The following is a 21882-nucleotide window of genomic DNA, read 5'->3' on the forward strand; positions in this document are numbered from 1 at the left end:
AAAATGTATGTTACAATAATGTTTCTACCTATAAAGAGTGAAGTTACCGTAGAATTGGCGCTTGTCATACAGCTCATCATTGATCTCTATTATATACCAATAATCTCCCGATGGCATTCGCAAGCCTTCATACGTTCCGTCCCAGCCTTCGCCCGGTGCAAGGTTAGCAATTCGCCTACCATAGCGGTCAAAGATGTATATTCGGGCATTAACGTTGTTATCCAAATACTTAGGCTTCCACTCATCATTCTCACCATCTCCATCTGGCGTAAAGAAGTTCGGCACTTCTATATCGTGATATGGCACCTCAAGAGTCAAAGTTGCCGTACATCCATCTGCATCGCGTACCTCTACATTTACTATCTTTATACGCAATCCATTCGCCTCTACACGCTCTGGGTCTTTATGACTGATTGTATAAACCATATCTCCTCCTCTATCTACACCATTGTAGTAGTAAGTATAACCGTGTAGGTTATTAGTCCTACCTCCTTCAGCTTTCACCTCTATCGTATTGATAGCTGTTGCCGAACTTGTCGTATCAGTCAGCGTAAGTGGTACGCGCAACGCTACATCAAAGCTCTTTGAAGACGTACAGCTTCCCAAAATTGGTGCCGTTGTAGTATATTGTATCTCTATCGTTTGTGATACAGTTTCCCTATCGTACGCCTCTATGATACCTATATTGCTGCCTATCGTACGCACAAAGGTAGTAGAGGTTGCCGAATGATTCAAACTATAAGTTATCTTACTGAAGTCTACCGTTGGAGCTAAGAACTTCACTACTAAGTAATCTTTATAGTTATTAGTATTCGCCTCGCAAGTACCTTCCTGCTCTATATAACGCACCGTGATGTCAGGGAACTGTACTACCGTAAAGCTTACCGTCTTGGTCATCACACAATGGTTCGTGTCTTCTATCACCACACGATAGAAAGTAGTATCAGGTATTGGTGGCAAGTCTGCAAAATTATAGCTTGTACCTGTTAAATCTCGTACTCCTGCTACTTTCTGGTCGTTGTCATCACGCACTATATCAATGTGGTAAGTGCCTGTACCGCCCGCTATATTGTGGATAGTTACATTACCTGCGTTCTCTCCCTTACAAGTATAGAACTGCGATGCCGACTCGTCTATATCTGCCGATAGCGGTTGTGGATCTGCAAAGGTATATGTGCCTGCCACTGTTACCGAACAGCTCTTCGAATCTATCACATCTACCCTATAAGTACCTGGCTCTATCCCTTCAAAGGTATAAGTGTTGCCATTCTCTGTTATCGATGGTAGTTCTGTACCCGTTGCCGATAAACGTACTAACTTATAAGCATAAGGTCTTGTGCCTCCTGTTACATTGCTTACTTTCAGCTTACCATCGTTGGCATCTACACAAGTAATAGAGGTTACTTGTACTGTGATGCTACTTACATTGATAGCGTCATATGGATCTATATCTACCGTATTGCTACCTGTAAAGCGTGTACAACCCAAGCTGTCTTCCAAAGTAATCTGGTAACTACCTGCATTAAGCGGGTCAAAGGCTATACCATTGGTAGTTGCAAGCTCTCCGCCTTTTACTATTGGTGCTCCTGGTGTTCCTCCTATTGGAGTAAGTGTTACCGTAAAGGTACCTTCTCCGCCTTTTAAGTACACTTTTGCTACCGCATTTTGGTTATTACAATCTACCGATACTTCTTGGCGTGCTCGTACTATCTCTATAGGCGCTGGGTTAGCTGGGATAGTAAACCTGTGTTTTGCTACCTCACAACCTGTAGATAACGAAGTCGCTACTATATCGTATGAACCTCCTACTAATTGTCCTGTTATGGTAACTACCGTACCACCCGCTACTGTAGCGTTTAGCGTAGTGGTTGATAATCCACTCACAGCTGTTATCGTATAAGTAAAGCCCGCTGCTGCTTGGTCGCCGTCAGACAAGTCTTTATCTATCAACGATAATGTAATACTACCATAGTCATCATTACATACCGCTCTCACAGCATTAGATGATTCTATAGCAAACGTATTAGGGTCTTTCACCTTGTGTACCCCTGTGAGGTTACAGCCCGTTTGCATATTCACTACTTCCACTGTATAGTTGCTACCTTTTAGGTTCTTAGAGCCCACTAAAGGAATATCTACCGTAGTGCTTGCCACTGTGGTAATCGTTGCTATACTGTTATCTGTACCTTGTACGATATACTTCAAGTCTGTACCTGCAATATAACCCGTAGTGCTTACTGTAATGCATATCACCTCATCTACCACACAAGTAGCCGATGTTGTTGTCGTTACACTTAACCCTGTAAGTTCAAACGCCGGCACTACCGTTACGCTCACTGTGCTAGTTTCGCAACTGCCCGATGCATCTTTCACCTTCACGTAGTAAGTACCTCCTGCAAGGTTCGGTAAGGTGTATTCACTACCATTACCAAGACTCACTCCCGTAGCTGCATCTACAAACTCATAGGTGTATGACGGTACGCCGCCTTTCACTTTCGTTACATCAAATACTACCTTAGGTGCTGATAATGCGCCGCCATTCTCGCACAAGTATTGTGTAGCGGTAATCACTCCGTCTTCAAAGCTAATCATCTCTGGCGATGTAACTATAGTAGTAACTCCAGCCACACAGCCTGTGCTGTTTTTAACCATTATGTCGTAACGTACCCCACGTGGCGTACCGTGCAACTCTCTGAACGTTGCCGAGTGTGTGCCCGCTACCGCTGGCGTAGTAGTTACCGATATCGCATTACCCGTAGTAAGGTCTATAGCCGTAGTAATACTAAAGGTATAACTATCTGTATCCAATGGCATTGCTATATCTATTGAACCTGTTCCTGTAGCGGTGAGACCCTTATTACATTTTTCGTGATAAGGCTTCACTATTACATTGTTCATATTAATTGGGTCAGGGTCTTGTACCGTTACCTCTTTCACTATTGGACAATCAGTAGTTTCAGCATCGTAAATACTGATGCGATACGTTGCTGCCAAAGTAAGTGTTGGAGTACCCAATACTATTACACCTCCCGTAGTGCTTGTGAAGTGTCCTCCTGTGGTGAGGGTTTCACTAGCTATCGCTCCATTGTCCAAACGTTCTAAGTTGTAGGTATAAGTACCCGTACCGCCCGATACATCTACTCGTACCTCTGCCGTTGGTGATGCACAAGTCTTAAGTTTAATCACCGTAGCTGTCGCTGTAATGATTGCCGTTGTACTAAAGGTCTTACTTGTGCTACAACCATTCACATCGGTAATGGTAATAGTGTGAGCTACTAGTGGCGTTACTTCTACCTCAAACGATTGGTTAGCAATTGTCCAATTCACTGGCGCACTCGCACTGCCGTCCAAGCTGTAGTAGTGTGCTCCTTCCCCTATTTGGTTAAGGTCTATACGCACTGGTATCTTGCCATTAGTATTGTTGTAAGCCCTACAAGCCAGTGTGGTTACTGTCGACACGTTTGGTGTGTCATACTTAGTAATGGTTACTGTGCTGGATTGCAAACAGCCATAGTGGTCACTCACATACACATCCCATACACCATCAGGTATATCTAGGTATTTAGAAGCAAGTGTCGTTGCCGATACTGTTGCCGCTACCATTGCTGGTGTATATGGTGTATTCCTATCTATATAACCATAGGTGTAAGTTGCCGTACCCCCTGTTATCTCTAAGTACATCTGTCCATTTCTGTTGCAAGTCGCTTTCCTTGTTGCCGATGTACTCATATTGAGTTGTAGTGGCGAACGTTTTACCTCAAAGTTAAACGCACTCACACACGATGCTACCCCACTTACATATTGGGTAATTTGTAAGTAATACTTACCTGCTGGCAATTGCGCATTCACAAATCGAGGGGTTGTCCAAGGTGAAGCAAAATTACCTGTAATTGTTCCTGCTGTAGCAGGTGGTTGGTGATTATCAGCTCTTAATACTTTCCAGTCCATTTGGGTAGCCATAGTATTCCAACCTCCTGTCAACGTAAAGGTAAAGGTACCATTGCTTGCATCGGCACAGGTTACGTTCTTCACTTGTATTGTTCCTGTAAGCGTTGCACTAGTAGGTGCTGCTACCGAAGCATTCTGTACAAAACGACAGCCTGTAGTCATATTATAAGTTACAAAAGTGTAATTTACCCCTGGTGTCAAGTTAGGTACGCGTGCTACTACCCCTGTTCCCGAAGCGGTTCCTAAATACCAATCATCGGTTGTACCATCAAGGTTTGTTGTCTGTACAAAATTAGCTGCCGAACCTGCTGGTGGATTTTGGATACCTGTGCGATATATCGCAAAGTAAGCCCTCGTTGTAGAGGTAAAGGTACCTGTACTAGTTGCCTTAATATCAGCATAGGTGTTGAGTGAGCAAGCCATCGGTGTTGGGAAGGTGATACTCATCACACTTGAGCTTGGGTTCACCACCGTTTGCAATTGTACCTCACAACCATTGCCATCGGTAATACTGATATTATATCCGCCGTACTCTAAGTTGCCAAATGGCAGAGCTGCACTATCCGAAATAGATGTTTGTGTAGTCTCACTATTGGTGCTCGTATTGAGTACCTTCACCGAGTATGGTGTCTTACCTCCTCCGCGTAAGTATACTGTCAACTCTGCTTTGTCTTGTGGTTGGCAACCCATCTGTTTAGTTATAGATACTGTTGCGCTCACTTGTTCTACTTTATCTATCGTAAAGGCTCTCGTAGCCACGCAGCCTCGTGCATCAGTAAGGTAAGCTATATAGTTACCTGCTGCCATTGCCGTTACTGTTTGAACTACTCCGTTGGTATCTTTCACCACCAAGCTGTGTGAAGCGGTTCCTACGTAGTAATCATTCGGTGTAATCAATACCGAACCATTGTTATTACCACATATCGCCTTAGTAAGGGTAAAGGTGCTACCCAAGAAACGTGGTGGGTCGTAATTAATTGTAAGCAAGCGCTCTCTACGGCATTCTGTACCGTTTGGTTTATAACTTACTCTGAATTGTACCGTAGTTTCTTCACCCGCTGGCACTGCCATATTTAGTGTCGCTTGTGTTGTAGCCGTAGCAATATGAGTGAAGGTTACTCCTCCGTCTGTACTATAGCTAAACGTTTTACTCATCGTTGAGATACCTCCCGTTACCGATAAATCAAACTGCTGAGTACCCGCTGTACAAGCCGCATATAGTTGTGTTGTAGGTGATACTACCAATGCCATTGGTGCATATACCTCTGTTGTAAGGGTTTGCATACAACCAAAACCATCAGTCAGTACAAAAGTATGGCTACCTGCTTGTAATACTTCAGGATATAAAAACTCTCCTGCATCAAACGTATAGCTGTTACCCCCTACTCTACGCACTTTGTAATTGCCATTACCGGTAGTTACTTCTATCAATACTTTCTTGTCCGAACCTGTATTGTAGCAGTACGACTCTGGTGATGCTGTAGCTGACAACACTGCCTTATCTGCTATTACAAAGGTTGTGCTGGTCTTACAATTGTTCTCATCTATCACTACCAAACTATAAGTACCTGGTACCAATGAGCTTATCTCATAAGGATTTGGCGTATGTGCCGATGGTTGCGCTGCACCCAAGCTGCCGTTTACCAAACCTACTTGGTATTTATAGTTACCCGTACCTCCTGTGGCTGATGCTTTTATCTTCGCCTTGCCATTGCTAAAGCAAGTTACTCGCTCCATTAGTGTTACTGTAGGTACTATAGGTGCTGGTGCCCCTATGCTATATGGCAAGGTGGTTATACAAGAAGGATAGTCGGCACTTTGTACGCGCAAGCGTCCGTTGTTATTTACCTCTAAGCCCGTTACTGTAAATACACCATCTGCATCCAAAGTCGTCTGTGTCCAAGTGGTTGTAGTGGTATATGTCCATTCTACTGCGTATTTCACTTGGTTTGTTGGCGCATTGATTACTTTCACACGCACTTGTCCGTCTTGTGCATCTATACAGCTTACATTCTTCTCTGCGCCGTATTTCTCTACGCGCATTTCTTTATTCGCGGCTATATTGATAAGCTGTGTAAGCTTCATCTCACAATACTTGGTAGGCTGTTCTACTTTTATATTGTCTATCGCATAGTCGTTACCTTTGATACCATAAGACGAACCACTGCTAGTAAGCAAACGCAATTCTAATTCGTTGCCTGTAAAGCCTGCTACTTCACTCTCGTTAAAGGTAACACTTAAGTTTTGCCAACTATTAGTTACAAAGCCCAACTGTTTAGTGCGCAACGCTACTCCATCACTCACTCGGCACAAGGCTACACTCATCCTTGGTTGTACCCCGCCGCCGGTAAGCATATTAATCGCATCTACACTCACCGTAAGTGGTGTGTTCATCGTTACTCCCGATAATTTACGCTTATAAACTACTTCGCCCGCTCCGTTACCTGCTATCGCTAAATAACGTCCTGTGCTGGTGGGTACTGTCCAACCGGTCATTGCTGGCGCTTGTTGGGTAACCACATGCTGACCGTCTAATAAGTTCGTGCCACTGTTGTTACATACCAAGCCTGTATTTGTTCCTAAACAGTCATTGCTATCAAGGGTACCAAAATCTTCTTCAAACAATACATTAGGCGTTGTTTGTGAATCACTCGGACGATAGAATAGTGTAAAGCTATGTACCCCTGGTGATAAAGTACGGAAAATCTTATCGCCACTTAAGGTAATTGTCGCACTGCCATCCAATATATATTCATAAGTTTGCGAGCTGTTGGCACTTATCGTAATGGTTACTGCTCCGTAGCCATTATCACAACGATACGATACCGGACTTAACGTTATCGTTGGTATCTCGGTCATCTCAGTGGTTACCGATAAGGTGAGCTTACAATCTTTGTCATCTTTTACATATACATTGCCCGATGCACTCACAAAACCTACATTCTCATTCACATAAGTATTCTCTCCATCAAAACTATATTTATAAGGTGCTTTACCGCCCGATACGTTATTGATGGCTACCTTATACTGGTTGTTTTGTGTATCACAAGAGCGATCAGCTACCACTCCTGCATAACCTCGCAAAGGTGATTGTGGCGCTAATATCACCACTGGCTTCTTGATGTACTTACAAGTATTGCCCGCTATCTTCGAGGTCATCTCTATCTCATAAGTGCCTGCTGGCAAACTGGTAAATAACCCCGCTGGACTCGACCTAAACTCACTCGTACCACTGCGTGTGCCGTCTTTCTTCAATTGGAACAACTTTATTGTACGATTCAAATTCTGACTGCCCGGCCCAAAGCTCATATTAATAACCCCACTATTAGGTTGCGCCGCACAACTGATTTCTTCTGTTACCGTTAAATCAAATGTGTGTTGTGCCGGTGGCGATATCGTTACTTTATTGCTAAAGGCTTTGCGTCCATTGGTACTATCAAAAGCGATAAACTCGTATTCTCCTATTTGTGTAACATTCGGCACTTCTACATCCACCCCTGTTGTGCCTTGTGAGGCCAATTGCAATGCTATAGGAGTATCATTTAGTGCTGTAGCATAGTCTGGGTATTGTTGTACACCGTCTATCTTCCACACGTAGAACTTATAAGTAGGCTGACCTCCTTCTGCCTTTAAGTTCAGCTTCGCTGTGTTGCAATAGCCGCTCTTAAAGCCGTTAAACGTTGCCGTTGCGTGCATTCCCACTACTCTATCTATCGTAAAGTTAGACGATAACGTACAGCCCGCTATCTGTGGCGAGCTCACCTGTACATTGTAGTTACCCGATGGCAAATTCTCTATCCTACCTTCTGTCTTAGTAACTATATCGGTGCGCAAATGTACCCCATCTTTATAGATAACTACGTTATAGCTTACCCCACTCGAATTGAACTCGTGTTTTACTGAACCCAATTCGTAATCGGTGTGGGATTGTGGGTCACTAAACGAACCGCCCAAGCCATTCTTTATCACTTGGAAATAGAAACTTTGTCCGCATCCTGAGTTCAATAACTTCACTCTGTAAAGCCCTTCATCGGTAATAGTAAAGGTGCTGCCTTGCTCTATGGTGCTCCAGCAGTTATCATCAGTTACTCTACAGCCTGCTTGCAAGCCCGCTGCCTGTCCATTGCAAGATACATTCCACGCTTGCCACTCAAACGGCGTATTGCGGTAATTTACTCGCAATACCTTACTATTGCCATTACACAAGTAAAACTGACTTGTCCAATCTCCTGTACTAGGACATACTACCCCTATATTATTCGCTTGCGCTCGTATTGGGTCGGTCGTGTCGGTTATCGTTTGGTAATTAATCGTCTCGGTAACTGTAAGGTTTTCTCCATAACAAGATACCGTCTTCACTACCCTGTAAATACCAGAACCTGGCGCTATATAAGTAGATGCATTTTGCCCGTAAATAATACCACTGCTGTTATACCACTGATAAGTAGTAAAGCCCTCTATAGCCCTGAAGGTTATCTGTCCAGTTCCACAAGACATCTCCTGACGCTCACAACCCGATGTGTTTACTGTTGCTGTAAGCGTACCTGTAGTTACAAGTTCTGCACCCACACAGCCTGCTGCCCCACCTCGGTAGGTAACTTTCAGCTCTGTTTGTAGGTAGTTTGCACAAGGACCAAATAAGGTCTCACAATCTGCCTGTGTTTTAAGTGGTATTTTTATCACACGCTCTGGGTCACCCAACTTCAAGGTAGATTGATAACGTGTACCCCCTGGTGAGGTCTCTGCCCCTATTTCAAACTTATAAGTCTTATTAGCAGCACTATACGTCATTATAGGGTAAGGATTTTGCCAGTTGTTATCTCCTGTACCAGTAAGGTTCGGATTACCATCAGTAAATAAGGTAGTGCTATCAGGTAATTTCACCTCTATAGTTGCCTGATTGATAGCATCTGCTCCGTCATTCTTATAACGCAATTCATATATAAATTGCTGGTTAGCCTGCAATTCGGTAATAGTGTTACCTGCCAAATCGGTATAGCGCTGTTGCGTATTAAGCTTCAGTGCATTCGATTTTACGATAACGTGGAAAGTACAAGTATTGGTCAAACCAGCTGGGTCGCGTAATATATAGGTTACACTAGTAATCCCTATAGGGAAGCTGTCCCCTGGATTATGCGAACCGTGCACTGTTACTGCTCCGTGACAAGTTGGGTAGCCTGTAGGTACACGCCACATCACTGCCTTACGGCATTGTCCCGCATCTACAGTCACTTCTATATCATCAGGACAAGGCTGCTTAAAGAATGGTGGCTCATCCTCTGGAGGCATCACAATAGTTGCCGATTTGGTATATACTCTATTATTAGTACAGCCCAAGTTCGGATTCAAACTATACTCTGCCATATATGAGGTGGTTTCTTGAATTGGCTCCCAGAACGACTGTCCTGTTTTAATAGGCGTAGATGGATTCTTATTGCCATTGCTATCCAAACGATACCAATTAATGTTGAATATCTTATCCGATACTCCCAATTTGATACGCGCTTCGTTGCCTTTACAGAAAGGTACAGGTCTATCCATCACCAAGAATGGATCAAAAGCCGCATCTATATCCAAATTGAAATTGGTTGCTGGCGAATCGTTACAACGATGCGAAACTACTACCCTATAATAACCTGAAGTTAAGTTATCAAACAAATAGTGATAGGTATTATCACTTTCTTGGAAAGTAACTTTCTTCACGAGTGAACCTGTAGTAGCCGTTGCTGTACTAAGACGATAGAGGTAAAACTCCAACGGGAAGAATACCTCCTGCCCTGTAACGTCTACCGCTACCATACCCGTATTGGCATTTTCGTTACAAACAATAGGATTCACCACTGGCTTTAATTTCTCCAATGGTTTTATCGTAAAGTGTTTATAATAAGTATAACTACTCCAATAGCTTCTAGGTTCTGCGTGGTCTGTTGCATCTGGCAAGGGACTACCATTATAAAATGCATTATAGTAATAACCACTACTTGTTATACGGTAATCACCTGGTAATAGGTTAGGAAACTCTCCTTTAAATCCTGTAACTAAAGCTCCATTCACATTATCCCAATGTATATTACCCCATTGGTCTTCGCGTTTCTTTTGCAGTTGATGGCGAATACTTGTATCACTATAAACGGCACTTCCCATATGGAAGATAGCTTTCCCTACCTCACAATCTCTCTTAATTTCAAATTTAGGATTATAGTGAGTAGCAGGCAAACTTACCGTACGAGTAGAAGTACGCCCACAAGCATCACTTGCTACTATAATATAGTTACCCGATGGCAAACTAGTTACTGTCATACGAGTTCTACCACCGTGATAATACCAATATTTTCCTCCTCCTGTCGCAGGGTTTAAATCCGAATCGAAGATGATAGGGAAAGAGATGGTACGGGTTTGGGTTTCATAAAACCCTGGATACCCTTGATATGTAATAGTAGTAGAGCCATCTGCTGGCATTATCTTATATCGTATAGGAAAAGCAGGATAAGCTTGATAATGTTCTATATTGATAGCTCCTGTTCCTTCCATAACCCCGTAGCCTATTTTCATATAATCCCACACCTTATCTATATGATTGAGGGTAGGGATAGTATTATGACTATGCGGAGGATAATCAATTACTATTTCTGGCGAAACCAAAGGGTTACAGCCAGGAGGAGTTGTTTTATAAATATAACGATAGGTAGCCCCTGCTACAGAAGGAGTACTTTGATCAGGTTCATCTACCCAATTGCTCCCCACTTTTCGCTGTAAAGTTAAATTACCATAACCGTTCGTCCATTCACCAACCCATTCAAAATCTCTATTTTCACCTGTATTAAGGTCTGAATAGGAAGCACTTCTTCCTGTATTAGAACCATCGTAAGTTCTCAAATATTTTGTTGTAGAAGAAACTACCGCACAATTATTAACACTATAATGAGTATAATTTTGAGAATTATTATAGATAGAAATTGTTGGTGCTGGAATAATTTGATTGTCAAATTTTATACGCTCCTTAATCGTATTTTTAGGTCCTTTAATGGTGATTTCCACCTCGTCCCCAGATGCTATATTCAAATCCGTTGCTCTATAAACGGCATAATAAGGATGATCACCATTATGAGCAGAAAAACTTGATGAAAAATCTACTGCAGGTTTAGATGAGTTTAAAAACTTTAAAACAGCTGTACCAGGACGCTTAAAAAAATCCTGAAGCGAGGTCATATCATCTATCATATACCCCAATGTCTTTCCATCTTCCGGTCTTATCAGGTACATTGTAAGCGTTCCATAATTACAATTATCATTTCTTTTAATCAGATAACGCGCATAAGTCTTTATACCTATACAATTAACGGTATAAAGAGCTGAAGAAGGTATCTGCAAACTAGGAAAACGGCGCGTTTCCCCACAATTGGGGTTGCCTGTATTGGTTTTGTCGTGCACTTGCAAGATAAACTGTTTATTCACAGGTAGCGGGTGGGCATTATCACCGCGCACTTCTATATAATTGCTCCCTGTAGGGCGCGGAAATTCCTGCACAGGTACAATCACATTGCGGCTCATATCTAATATACTCACCTCAAAAGGACCTATACCACCTGAGGGAATACGAAAACGTATCCCTCCTGTGTTAGGTTCATTACAAGTAGGCGCTATCGCCTCCATATTGCTAAAGTTCATCAGCTGGTAGTTAGATTCAGTATCTACTTCGCGCTCTTCAAACGTACCTGTTATCTCATCACGTACCGTAATTTTATACTTTCCAATAAAAAGATTGTAAAAAGTATATTCTGCTGAAGCGTTAATATTTGCCACTGGGCTGGGGCTCATCCTATAAATACCACTCGCTCCATCCCCCTCAATCTCTACGGTAAACTTACCGCTAGAGGGCGTAGCTTGGCATATAGAAGGCTGTTGCCCATTTACAAGCATCGCTTTGGCTACTACCTTTATTTGGTTGTCGTTATGGCAGTTCCCTTTTATGGGGGTTATCTGCACATTTATACACTGGGCAAGAGCCGCCGCAGTGAACCATAAGAATGTAATTGCTGTTAGAAACTTTTTCATTGCTAATATACTAAAGTTATGTAGTAAATTATTCCACACATTATTTACCCATACAATTAATGCCACAAAAGTAGAAATAATTTTCTTTTTAAAAAAACATTTAGCAGCTTATTGTCTCTGTTTTCAGGGTTTCATTTTGTAAATAGCTTATTATTAAGTAATTAAGTGAAGTTAAAATATTGTTAAAATCACAAACTATAATTAACGGTTGGTATGTGTAGTATAACTTTTAGGCAAATTTTGGAAGTGTCACAAAGTTGTATTTTTCCTTCGCTTAAGGTTCGGTAAAATAGATGTGATCCGATAGTTTTTAAATAGGCTTGGTTGTGCTCATCGGTTTGGATTAATCATTAATGATTGATTATTAAACATTATTTTGTATCTTTGCGCCTACAAACTTTTAAACTATTTTTCAATGAAGAAATTAACTCTTTTTGCGGCTTTTGCTGCGCTTAGCTTCAGTGTTTCAGCTCAAGATGACCTGATCAATGCGGTAGCTGCTAACCGCTCTAACAACGCTGGCTTTAAATTTACTACAGTTATCAACTTGGAACGCTCAGACGTGAAAGACCAAGGCAGTAGCGGTACTTGCTGGAGCTATGCAGGTGCTTCTTTTCTTGAAAGCGAAATGATTCGTATGGGTAAAAAGCCTATAGACCTTGCGGAAATTTTTACCGCTCGCAATATCTATATAGAAAAAGCAAAACAATATGTGCGTATGCACGGATATTTAGACTATGGGCAAGGAGGCGAACTGCACGATGTTATCAATAGTTACGCCAAATATGGAGCAGTGCCACAACAGGTGTATTCAGGACTGCAATACGGCTCTAATCGCAATGATTTTTCAGAATTGCACCCTATTTTGAAAGGGTTCTTGGAAGGACTAGTAAAACGTGAAAAGGTAAAAAAACTTACACCCAACTGGCTTGCAGCTTTTACGGCAACAATAGATGCTTACTTGGGTGCTGCTCCTGAAAGCTTTACCTACGAAGGTAAAAAATACACTCCCTTATCATTTGCTAAAGAACGCGTAGGTATCAACCCCGATGATTATATAGAGATGGTTTCATATAACGACCAGCCTCTTTACAAGAATGTTTTTATGGCTGTCCCTGATAACTGGAGTTATGACCACGCTTATAATATCGCTATGACAGATATTACTAAGACGATAGATAATGCACTCCAAAAAGGGTATACAGTAGCGTGGGCTTCTGATGTGAGCGAACGTTATTTTAGTTGGCAAAACGGAGTGGCTTTTGTTCCTGAAAAAGATGTGAATACAATGTCATATGAGGAAAGTATAAGCTTATTTTCTAATCCGCCTACCAATGAACTAACTATAACACCCGAAATGCGTCAGCGTGATTTTGATAACTACGAAACTACTGATGACCACGCTATGCACATTGTAGGGCTGGCAAAAGACCAAAACAATCGTGAGTACTACATTGTTAAAAACTCTTGGGGCACTCGCAATGACTATCAGGGGTATTTGTACGTTACTAAAGCATTTGTACAGTTTAAAACTACAGCTATTATGCTACACAAAGGAGGTGTTCCTTCCGAAATATTGAAGAATTGGAAAAAATAAGGCTAAAAAAAGAGCTAAAGTAGCAATTGTAACTACTTTAGCTCTTTTTTTTTCATCTATTTTACTACTACTTGTACAGTATTAGCAGCTACTTGCTGCAAAAGTACTTCTTTTTGGTCTATTACTTTATTTACAGCTGCTTCTGTAGCGTGCCTAATGGTAAATAGGGTTACATTTTCAGTTACTGATACCTTAAAACGTTCTTCCAAAAGCTCTAAGAGCATCGGGAGGGTATCAAACTTGTTATCTACACACACCGAAAAGCTAATAGCTGTATTTTGTATCACACTCACTTTCATTTGAGCTTTATGCAAGCTGTTGAATATATAGCTAATACCTTCTTCCATTATAAATGAAAAATCACGTGAAGATAATGATAACAACACTTGCTGCTGCTTGAGTATAAAACAAGGTACTTTGGGGTCTAATTCGGGGACATTACACACTGCACTTCCCTCTGCTGTAGGGTTTACAAAAGAACGTACATAAAGGGGAATTTCTTTTTGCTGTAAGGGTTGTAAGGTTTTGGGGTGAATTACCGAAGCTCCATAAAAAGCCAACTCTATTGCTTCGCTATAGGGAATTTTATGCAATAGCTGCGTATCCTGAAAATAACGAGGGTCAGCATTGAGCACACCAGGAACATCTTTCCAAATAGTTACGCTTTCAGCATCTAAGCAATAGGCAAAAATAGCAGCAGTATAGTCCGAACCTTCACGTCCTAAAGTAGTTGTAAAGAAGTTGGCATCGCTACCCAAAAAACCTTGCGTAATATTCAATAGTGATTTATTGATGTGTGTAGTGATATTAGTCTGTGTTTCGTCCCAGTTGATAGCTGCATCGCGATAGTTGCTATCGGTCTTTACGAGGTTACGCACATCTATCCAAGTATTCTTTATGCCGTTATCATTTAAATACTGACTAATAATAGTAGTAGAAATCAACTCCCCAAAACATATCACCTGATCGTATACAAAACTGTGTTTCGGCGATTTATTGCGTTCTAAAAACGAGGTGAGTTCAGCAAATAGCCCATCTACTTTCCAATATACGGGGTGGTTTTCATCAGCAAAGAGCTCACGGATAATATGGTAGTGAAAGTCTTTTACTACGGCAATGCTTTCTGCAAGTTTTTTTGGGTCTTTAAAATAATTATTTACTACGAGCTCCAAGGCATTAGTAGTCTTTCCCATAGCCGAAATAACGATGAGTGTATGGGCATAGCCTACGGTTTCTAATATTTTAGCTACATTACGCACTCCAGCAGCATCTTTTACTGAAGCACCTCCAAATTTAAATATCTGCATATTTCTTATTATATAACATCTTATTAAGACAAAAATAAAGCGTCAGAGCCTATTGCTCCAACGCTTTATCTATTCAAACAAAGCAATTTATTTATTAGCTGCTTCTTTTTCAGCATCAGCTTTCATCTTCTCATTAGGAACGATTACTACGTTCACACGGCGGTTTTTAGCACGACCTTCAGGAGTAGCGTTATCAGCTACAGGGTTTGCCTTACCATACCATTTAGTAGTAAAGCGGCTCGCTGCCAAGCCTGCACTTGTAAAGTAATTAGTAACAGCTTGTGCACGGCGTTGTGAAAGACCTAAGTTGTATTGGTCTTTACCTACGCTATCTGTATAACCTGCTACAAGTACATTAGTTTCAGGGTATTCTTTTAATATTGCTACCAATTTATCAAGAGTTTCTTTTGATTTAGCATTAATATCGTGCTTAGCTGTAGCAAAATACACACCACTATTTTCATCAAATGTAACCACAATACCATCGTCTACTCGTTTTACTTCAGCTCCAGGTATTTCTTCTTCTATTTTTTTAGCTTGTTTGTCCATTTGGTGACCAATAACAGCCCCTGCAGCACCACCCACTACTGTACCAAGTACAGCACCAAGCTCACTATTTTGCCCGCTACCTACATTGTTACCCAATATAGCTCCTAAAAGCGCACCACCCGCAGCTCCTATTACTGCACCACGTTGTGCCTTGTTAGTGTTGTTATAAGCCTCGCAGCTCACCAATAATATGGCTGCTGACATTACTAAAACTGCAATTCTCTTCATTTCTTCTATAAATTAATTATTTTACAAAATTCATTGTGATAACAAAAGGTTTCCCATCCAATCTTACGGTTTGTTCCCACACCATAGTATCTTCCGATAGGCTCGCTAAGTGAATGCGCAACCCTTGGTTACTGCTCGATTCATACTTCTCATTTGTAGGCTTCAACATAAAATCGTAATAGCCAGTAGATTTATCTACTTCTTGTACAAAGAAAACAAAGTTCCTTTGCCCTGTTGAACAATCTGAAGCATTAATTGTATAATGTCCACGATTGTTATTAGGCACAAACTTCCAAGTGCTACCTTCAAAACATTCTTTTGAAGTATCATTTAGTAAGGTAACTTCAAATTTACCTTTTTCACTGTATGTGATAGACTTCAAAGTCCATTCACCTTTAATTGCCTTATTAGCAATGTTAGTTTCTTTAGGCTTTGCGGTCATTGAGCTTGTACTTTGCCCACTTTTGCAAGCTGTTACCAATGCAAGCATTAGCATCAGAAAAGTAATTTTTCTCATTTTCAATGTAATTTAATCCGCCGCAAAGTTACTGCTTTTTGATATAACTACATAATAATTAACTAAACATTAACACTCTACCACCAAATCGTCATAGGCTAAATACACATTTTCAGGCAGCCTGCGTTGTACTTCATCGTGAAACCCAAACGTCTGACTAATATGCGTAAAATAGGTGTGTTTAGGTTTTAATACTGCTATAATAGCAAGTGCCTCATCCAAATTAAGATGTGTAGGGTGCATCTCATCACGCAAACAATTCAGTACCAACACATCTAAGCCCTTTAGCTTCTCAAGCTCACTATCAGCTATATATTTAGCATCTGTAATATAAGCCAAATTCTCGATCCGATAACCCAATATAGGAAGTTTTCCGTGTTGTACCGCAATGGGAACAATCGTCTTACCTTGCAACTCAAAAGGTGCTGTAGATACCTCATTAACAATTACTGAGGGCGCACCTTCATACCTATTTTCAGTAGCAAATATATAAGCAAAACGTGTTCTCAATTCATTTATCACACGTTTCAATCCATAAATAGGCATATCACCTTGATGATAAACAAAAGGACGTATGTCGTCTAAGCCTGCCGTATGGTCTGCGTGTTCGTGAGTAAATAAAATTGCCTCCAAATGTTTCACATCATTGCGTAACATCTGTTGCCTAAAATCAGGACTGCAATCAATTGCTATATTAGTGTTGCCCCAGCTGATAAGTGCAGAAGTGCGCAAGCGCTTATCCTTTGTATTAGTACTCCTACTCACAGGGTGATTACTACCTATCACAGGTACCCCCTGCGAAGTTCCCGTACCAAGAAATGTAATCTTCATTGTATAGTATATTAAGCAACAAGTAACAGATAATGAGCAAAATACCTTCTATACTCTTTATCTGTTACTTATTCTATTACCTTAAAAAAAAGGTTTATTTTTTATGTCGTGGTTCTGATGAAACTGTTAGCTTTTTGCGCCCCTTTGCTCTGCGGCGTGCTAATACTTTTCTACCATTGGCAGTCGCCATACGCTCTCTGAAACCGTGTTTATTTCTTCTTTTTCTCTTAGAAGGTTGAAATGTTCTTTTCATTGCTTGTAAATCTTTAAAATCTTATTAAAATAATAATTATCTCTCTATTTTATCAATAGCGAGCGCAAAAGTACATATTTTTTTTTGAATAACAAAATATTTTTTCTCCTATTACTTGAATTATTAATGATAATCACAGAATAATTCATTGTAGTACAAATACTTATATTGAAAAACAACACTTTATTTTTTATGATATTTTTCTTTCTATATTTGTTATTTACTATTAAAAATAAAGGAGAATTTTTGTATTCAACTTTAGAAAAGGTACGAACCGCACGGGCAATAAAACTTTGCCAAAGGTCGTACATAGGCGATAACCTTTGGCAAAGTATATAAGTAAAATTATCCTACAACTCTAAAGCTTGAGCAGGATTGCCATTCATCAGTAGTTCTACAGGGTTTTCTAAAGCTTCTTTTACAGCTACCAAGAATCCTACTGATTCGCGACCATCTATAATGCGGTGATCATATGAAAGCGCTACGTACATTACAGGCGCTACAACTATTTTGCCATCACGCACTATCGCACGATCTACAATATTGTGCATTCCCAAAATACCTGATTGAGGTGGGTTGATAATAGGGGTAGAAAGCATAGAACCAAATACACCTCCATTAGTAATGGTAAAAGTACCTCCCGTCATCTCATCTACCGTAATTTGTCCGTCACGGGCACGTAGTGCTAAGCGTTTTACTTCAGCTTCTACACCTCTGAATGACAAGTTTTCGGCATTGCGTATTACAGGCACCATCAAACCTTTAGGACCCGATACCGCTATTGAAATATCGTAATACTGATAAGTAACCTTTTCTTGCCCATCAATCATTGAATTTACATCGGGGAAGAGTTTTAATGCACGCACTACAGCTAGCGTAAAGAATGACATAAAGCCAAGACTCACATTGTGTTTAGCTTTAAAAGCATCTTTGTATTGTGCTCTAAGTGCATAAATAGTAGTCATATCCACCTCGTTAAACGTAGTAAGCATTGCTGTTTCATTTTTAGCACTTACCAAACGCTCTGCTACTTTGCGGCGCAACATACTCATTTTAGAGCGTACTTCGGCTCTTGCGCCTCCTGTAGGAGTACCCATTGAAGGTTTTGACGCTATAACAGCATCATTTTTAGTAATACGTCCTCCTTTGCCACTACCCACTACTGATGATGCTGGAATTTCTCGTTCTTCCAATATCTTACGTGCCGCAGGACTTGGATGTCCTCCTGCTGGTGCCGAAGCAGGTGCTGGGGCTGATGCAGGTGCTGCTACTGGGGCTGGGGCAGGTGCCGGAGCTGCTACAGGAGCAGGAGCTGGGGCTGGTGCAGCTGCAGCTGGGGCACTACCTCCTGCGGGTTTAGGTGCTGCTGTATCTATCAAGCATACTACTTGCCCTACTTTTACAGCTTCGCCTTCTTCAGCTTGTAATGTAATAACTCCTGCAGCTTCAGCTGGTAGCTCAAGAGTAGCTTTATCAGAATCTACCTCTGCTATCGCTTGGTCTTTTTCTACATAATCACCCGTTTGTACTAACCAACGAGCTATTTCTACTTCTGTAATCGACTCACCTGGTGAGGGAACTTTCATTTCCAACATAGTCTTTCTTTATTATTTAGTTGTTAGTTTATCCTATTCAAATACTTTTGCTATCACTGCATTGTGTCGTTTGCGATCGCGTGTGTGGCTACCCGAAGCTGGTGCTGCATAAGCAGGTGTACCTACATAACGCCATTTCACTAAATCAAAATTCATAAGCATATAGCCGTAAGCACCCATATTTTTAGGTTCTTCTTGTGCCCATATATACTCTGTTGCATTTGCATAAAGTGCTATCACTTCTTGTAACTGTGCCACAGGCAATGGGAAAAGTTGCTCTATACGCACCAATGCTACATCTTCTCTGCCTAATTTTTCACGTTCAGCATAAAGGTCGTAATAAAAACGCCCCGAACAAAATACCACACGTTTTACTTTTTCAGCTGCTACCACTGGGTCTTTTAATACCTCTTCAAACTGCCCTGTAGCCAAGTCCTCTACTGTAGAGATTACTTGGGGGTGGCGCAACAAGCTCTTAGGCGTAAATACAACTAGCGGCTTGCGGAAGTTAGTAATCATCTGTCGGCGCAAAAGATGGAAAAAGTTTGCAGGTGTAGTACAGTTGGTCACATACATATTATTTTCAGCACACAATTGCAAATAACGCTCAATACGTGCCGATGAGTGTTCAGCTCCCTGTCCTTCATAACCGTGAGGCAACAACATCACAAGCCCGTCTTGTACTTTCCATTTGTCTTCACCACACGAAATATATTGGTCAAGCATTATCTGCGCTCCGTTAGAAAAGTCTCCAAACTGAGCCTCCCAGATAGTAAGCGTATTAGGGCTCGCCATCGCATAACCATATTCGTAGCCTAATACCCCATATTCCGATAACAATGAGTTGTATATATAGAAGTTACCTTTTGCTAAGCTATCTTTCTTTTTCAATTGATGTAAAAAGTTGTGAGCCTCTTCAGTATCATCTGTTTTTACTACCACGTGTCGGTGAGAGAATGTACCTCGTTGCACATCTTCACCTGTTAGTCGTACATCAAAACCTTCTGCCAAAAGCGAACCATAAGCCAAAAGCTCTGCCATACCCCAATCAATATGATTGTTTTCAAAGAACCCTTCTTTTCTGTCAGCAACTACTTTTTTCACTTTATTCATAAAGTTTTTACCTTCAGGAAGTTCAGTAAGCAAGGTAGCTATTTCGGTAAGTGTTTCTTTGCTTATTTGGGTATTTACCTTTTTAAGCATTGTTTCAGGATTTGCCAATTCAAAGCCCTGCCATTCTGTTTGCATAAAAGGCTTAATAACAGTAAGCGGCTCTTTACGCGAAGTTTCTAAATCATTGTCTAACTTTGCCTTATAGTTATTTTCCATCGCTGTAAGTGCTGCTTGGTTCACAACCCCTTCAGCGATAAGTTTTTGAGCGTATATGTTACGTGGATTATCGTGTTTGCCTATCGTTTTATACATTTTAGGTTGCGTAAAACGAGGCTCATCACCTTCGTTATGACCGTATTTTCGGTAGCCTACCAAGTCTATATATACATCTTTTCCAAAGTGCTGACGATATTCTAAGGCTAACAAGAATGTATGTACTACAGCTTCGGCATCATCAGCATTTACGTGCAATACAGGCGAATCATTCACTTTAGCAATATCAGTACAATACAATGAAGAGCGGGAATCAGTATAATTAGTAGTAAAGCCTACTTGGTTATTCACCACTATATGGATAGTTCCCGCTGTAGTAAACCCTGGTAAACCACACATTTGTACAGTTTCATACACTATACCTTGCCCCGATACAGCAGCATCGCCGTGAATAATAATCGGCAGCCCTTTGCGATTGTCATCTTGGCAATAATGATCTTGTTTAGCTCGCATAATCCCCCCCACTACTGCAGCTACAGTTTCAAGGTGTGAAGGGTTGGGCACTAAATTCATATCTACTTTTTTACCTGATTGTGTAACGCGCTCGCTGCTAATACCTAAGTGATATTTCACATCGCCGTCAAACCAATCGTCCATCTCGTAGTCTTTACCGTCAAATTCCGAGAATATATCCTGCGGATTTTTACCAAATACGTTTGCCAAAACATTCAAGCGCCCGCGGTGCGCCATACCCAACACTAAATGTGTAACACCTTTATCGGCTGCAGCTTCTACCAAAAAGTCAAGCCCTGCTACAAGTGAATCATTACCTTCCAATGAAAAACGCTTTTGCCCTACGTATTTAGTATGCAAAAAGTTTTCAAACGAAGTAGCTTCATTTAGTTTTTTTAGTAGGTGTAATTTCTGCTCTTTGCTAAGTTGTGTTGTATTATTGTGCTGCTGCAAACGTTTATCAAACCATTTGCGCACTTGTTCATCGCGTATATACTGATATTCTACACCTACTGATTGGCAGTAAGTAGCTTTAAGTGTATTTACAATAGTACTGAGCGGTGAAGGGGGTAAACCTATCTCGCTGGCAGCATCAAATACTATAGCCAAATCATTAGATGATAGCCCAAAATTCTCAAGCGATAAGCTTGGTAATAAGGATTCCCTTTCACTCAAAGGGCTAATTTGTGCGTGCAAATGCCCATAAGTGCGATAGGCATTGATAAGGTTCAGTACTCCAAATTCTTTTTTTACTTTTTCTGAAAGTCCCGATGTGGCTGCAGCGTCATTGTTTACCACTTGCTGAACCATTACGGGTACCGCTTCTTCTATTGAAGAGCCGTATTGCTCCTGACCAAAATCAAAACCCTGAAAAAAGGCACGCCAGCTGGGCTCTATGGCATCGGGATTTTCTAAATATTTGTCGTACAAATCACCAAAGAAAGCCGTACTTGCGGCATTCAAAAAAGAATACTTATCCATAAAAAGTAATTTTTTCGTTTGTGTTTCGTTAATTGTGGCAAAGGTATCATTTTCTTTTGAATAAAGCAAGTTTTATTTTAAAAAATTTATAAATATTTTTTAAAGCTCTAATAATCAACTCAATCCCCAACAACAAACACACAGCACTATCCCCCAACAAAAAAACCAGCGAGTGATTTCTC

At 40.9% G+C, this 21882-nt stretch carries 9 protein-coding genes; 1 reads left to right on the forward strand and 8 read right to left on the reverse strand.

Translation table 11 applies throughout. The features are described from left to right. Nucleotides 1-24: 24 nt before the first annotated feature. Nucleotides 25-12003 (reverse strand): T9SS type B sorting domain-containing protein, encoded by an 11979-nt coding sequence (locus HMPREF9075_RS05585; protein ID WP_034556983.1) that lies wholly within the window; start codon nucleotides 12001-12003, stop codon nucleotides 25-27. A 415-nt stretch (nucleotides 12004-12418) separates the two neighbouring features. Between HMPREF9075_RS05585 and HMPREF9075_RS05590 the strand changes: the two genes are divergently transcribed. Then, the gene (locus HMPREF9075_RS05590) at nucleotides 12419-13600 is read left to right on the forward strand and encodes an aminopeptidase C (RefSeq protein ID WP_009415511.1); all 1182 of its coding nucleotides are present in this window, start codon (nucleotides 12419-12421) and stop codon (nucleotides 13598-13600) included. 56 nt (nucleotides 13601-13656) lie between these two features. Here the strand turns inward: HMPREF9075_RS05590 and HMPREF9075_RS05595 are convergent, their stop codons facing one another. From HMPREF9075_RS05595 to HMPREF9075_RS05625, 7 genes are all read right to left on the reverse strand, one after another. Then, nucleotides 13657-14907, reverse strand: coding sequence for an aspartate kinase (locus tag HMPREF9075_RS05595; protein ID WP_009415512.1), 1251 nt, complete (start codon nucleotides 14905-14907; stop codon nucleotides 13657-13659). A gap of 87 nt (nucleotides 14908-14994) precedes the next feature. Continuing rightward, nucleotides 14995-15684 (reverse strand): OmpA family protein, encoded by a 690-nt coding sequence (locus HMPREF9075_RS05600; protein ID WP_009415513.1) that lies wholly within the window; start codon nucleotides 15682-15684, stop codon nucleotides 14995-14997. Between the two features lie 16 nt (nucleotides 15685-15700). Further along, a complete protein-coding gene (locus HMPREF9075_RS05605; protein ID WP_009415514.1) occupies nucleotides 15701-16201 on the reverse strand; it encodes a lipocalin family protein in 501 nt (166 codons plus the stop codon). A gap of 69 nt (nucleotides 16202-16270) precedes the next feature. Then, nucleotides 16271-17032, reverse strand: coding sequence for an MBL fold metallo-hydrolase (locus HMPREF9075_RS05610; protein ID WP_009415515.1), 762 nt, complete (start codon nucleotides 17030-17032; stop codon nucleotides 16271-16273). A gap of 94 nt (nucleotides 17033-17126) precedes the next feature. Continuing rightward, nucleotides 17127-17285 carry a 50S ribosomal protein L34 gene (rpmH, locus tag HMPREF9075_RS12835; RefSeq protein WP_002669412.1) on the reverse strand — a complete coding sequence of 53 codons (159 nt, stop codon included), beginning with the start codon at nucleotides 17283-17285 and terminating at the stop codon, nucleotides 17127-17129. A gap of 350 nt (nucleotides 17286-17635) precedes the next feature. Continuing rightward, the gene (odhB, locus tag HMPREF9075_RS05620) at nucleotides 17636-18880 is read right to left on the reverse strand and encodes a 2-oxoglutarate dehydrogenase complex dihydrolipoyllysine-residue succinyltransferase (protein ID WP_009415518.1); all 1245 of its coding nucleotides are present in this window, start codon (nucleotides 18878-18880) and stop codon (nucleotides 17636-17638) included. A 33-nt stretch (nucleotides 18881-18913) separates the two neighbouring features. After that, a complete protein-coding gene (locus tag HMPREF9075_RS05625) occupies nucleotides 18914-21700 on the reverse strand; it encodes a 2-oxoglutarate dehydrogenase E1 component (protein WP_034556985.1) in 2787 nt (928 codons plus the stop codon). Nucleotides 21701-21882 lie beyond the last annotated feature (182 nt).

It is taken from the genome of Capnocytophaga sp. oral taxon 332 str. F0381 (assembly GCF_000318275.2).
Taxonomy (GTDB): Bacteria; Bacteroidota; Bacteroidia; order Flavobacteriales; family Flavobacteriaceae; genus Capnocytophaga; species Capnocytophaga bilenii.

What these genes read in the sequence shown, in the direction of transcription:
- HMPREF9075_RS05585 (WP_034556983.1), bottom strand. Translation starts at nt 12,003, where the DNA reads ATGAAAAAGTTTCTAACAGCAATTACATTCTTATGGTTCACTGCGGCG.
- HMPREF9075_RS05590 (WP_009415511.1), top strand. Translation starts at nt 12,419, where the DNA reads ATGAAGAAATTAACTCTTTTTGCGGCTTTTGCTGCGCTTAGCTTCAGT.
- HMPREF9075_RS05595 (WP_009415512.1), bottom strand. Translation starts at nt 14,907, where the DNA reads ATGCAGATATTTAAATTTGGAGGTGCTTCAGTAAAAGATGCTGCTGGA.
- HMPREF9075_RS05600 (WP_009415513.1), bottom strand. Translation starts at nt 15,684, where the DNA reads ATGAAGAGAATTGCAGTTTTAGTAATGTCAGCAGCCATATTATTGGTG.
- HMPREF9075_RS05605 (WP_009415514.1), bottom strand. Translation starts at nt 16,201, where the DNA reads ATGAGAAAAATTACTTTTCTGATGCTAATGCTTGCATTGGTAACAGCT.
- HMPREF9075_RS05610 (WP_009415515.1), bottom strand. Translation starts at nt 17,032, where the DNA reads ATGAAGATTACATTTCTTGGTACGGGAACTTCGCAGGGGGTACCTGTG.
- rpmH (WP_002669412.1), bottom strand. Translation starts at nt 17,285, where the DNA reads ATGAAAAGAACATTTCAACCTTCTAAGAGAAAAAGAAGAAATAAACAC.
- odhB (WP_009415518.1), bottom strand. Translation starts at nt 18,880, where the DNA reads ATGTTGGAAATGAAAGTTCCCTCACCAGGTGAGTCGATTACAGAAGTA.
- HMPREF9075_RS05625 (WP_034556985.1), bottom strand. Translation starts at nt 21,700, where the DNA reads ATGGATAAGTATTCTTTTTTGAATGCCGCAAGTACGGCTTTCTTTGGT.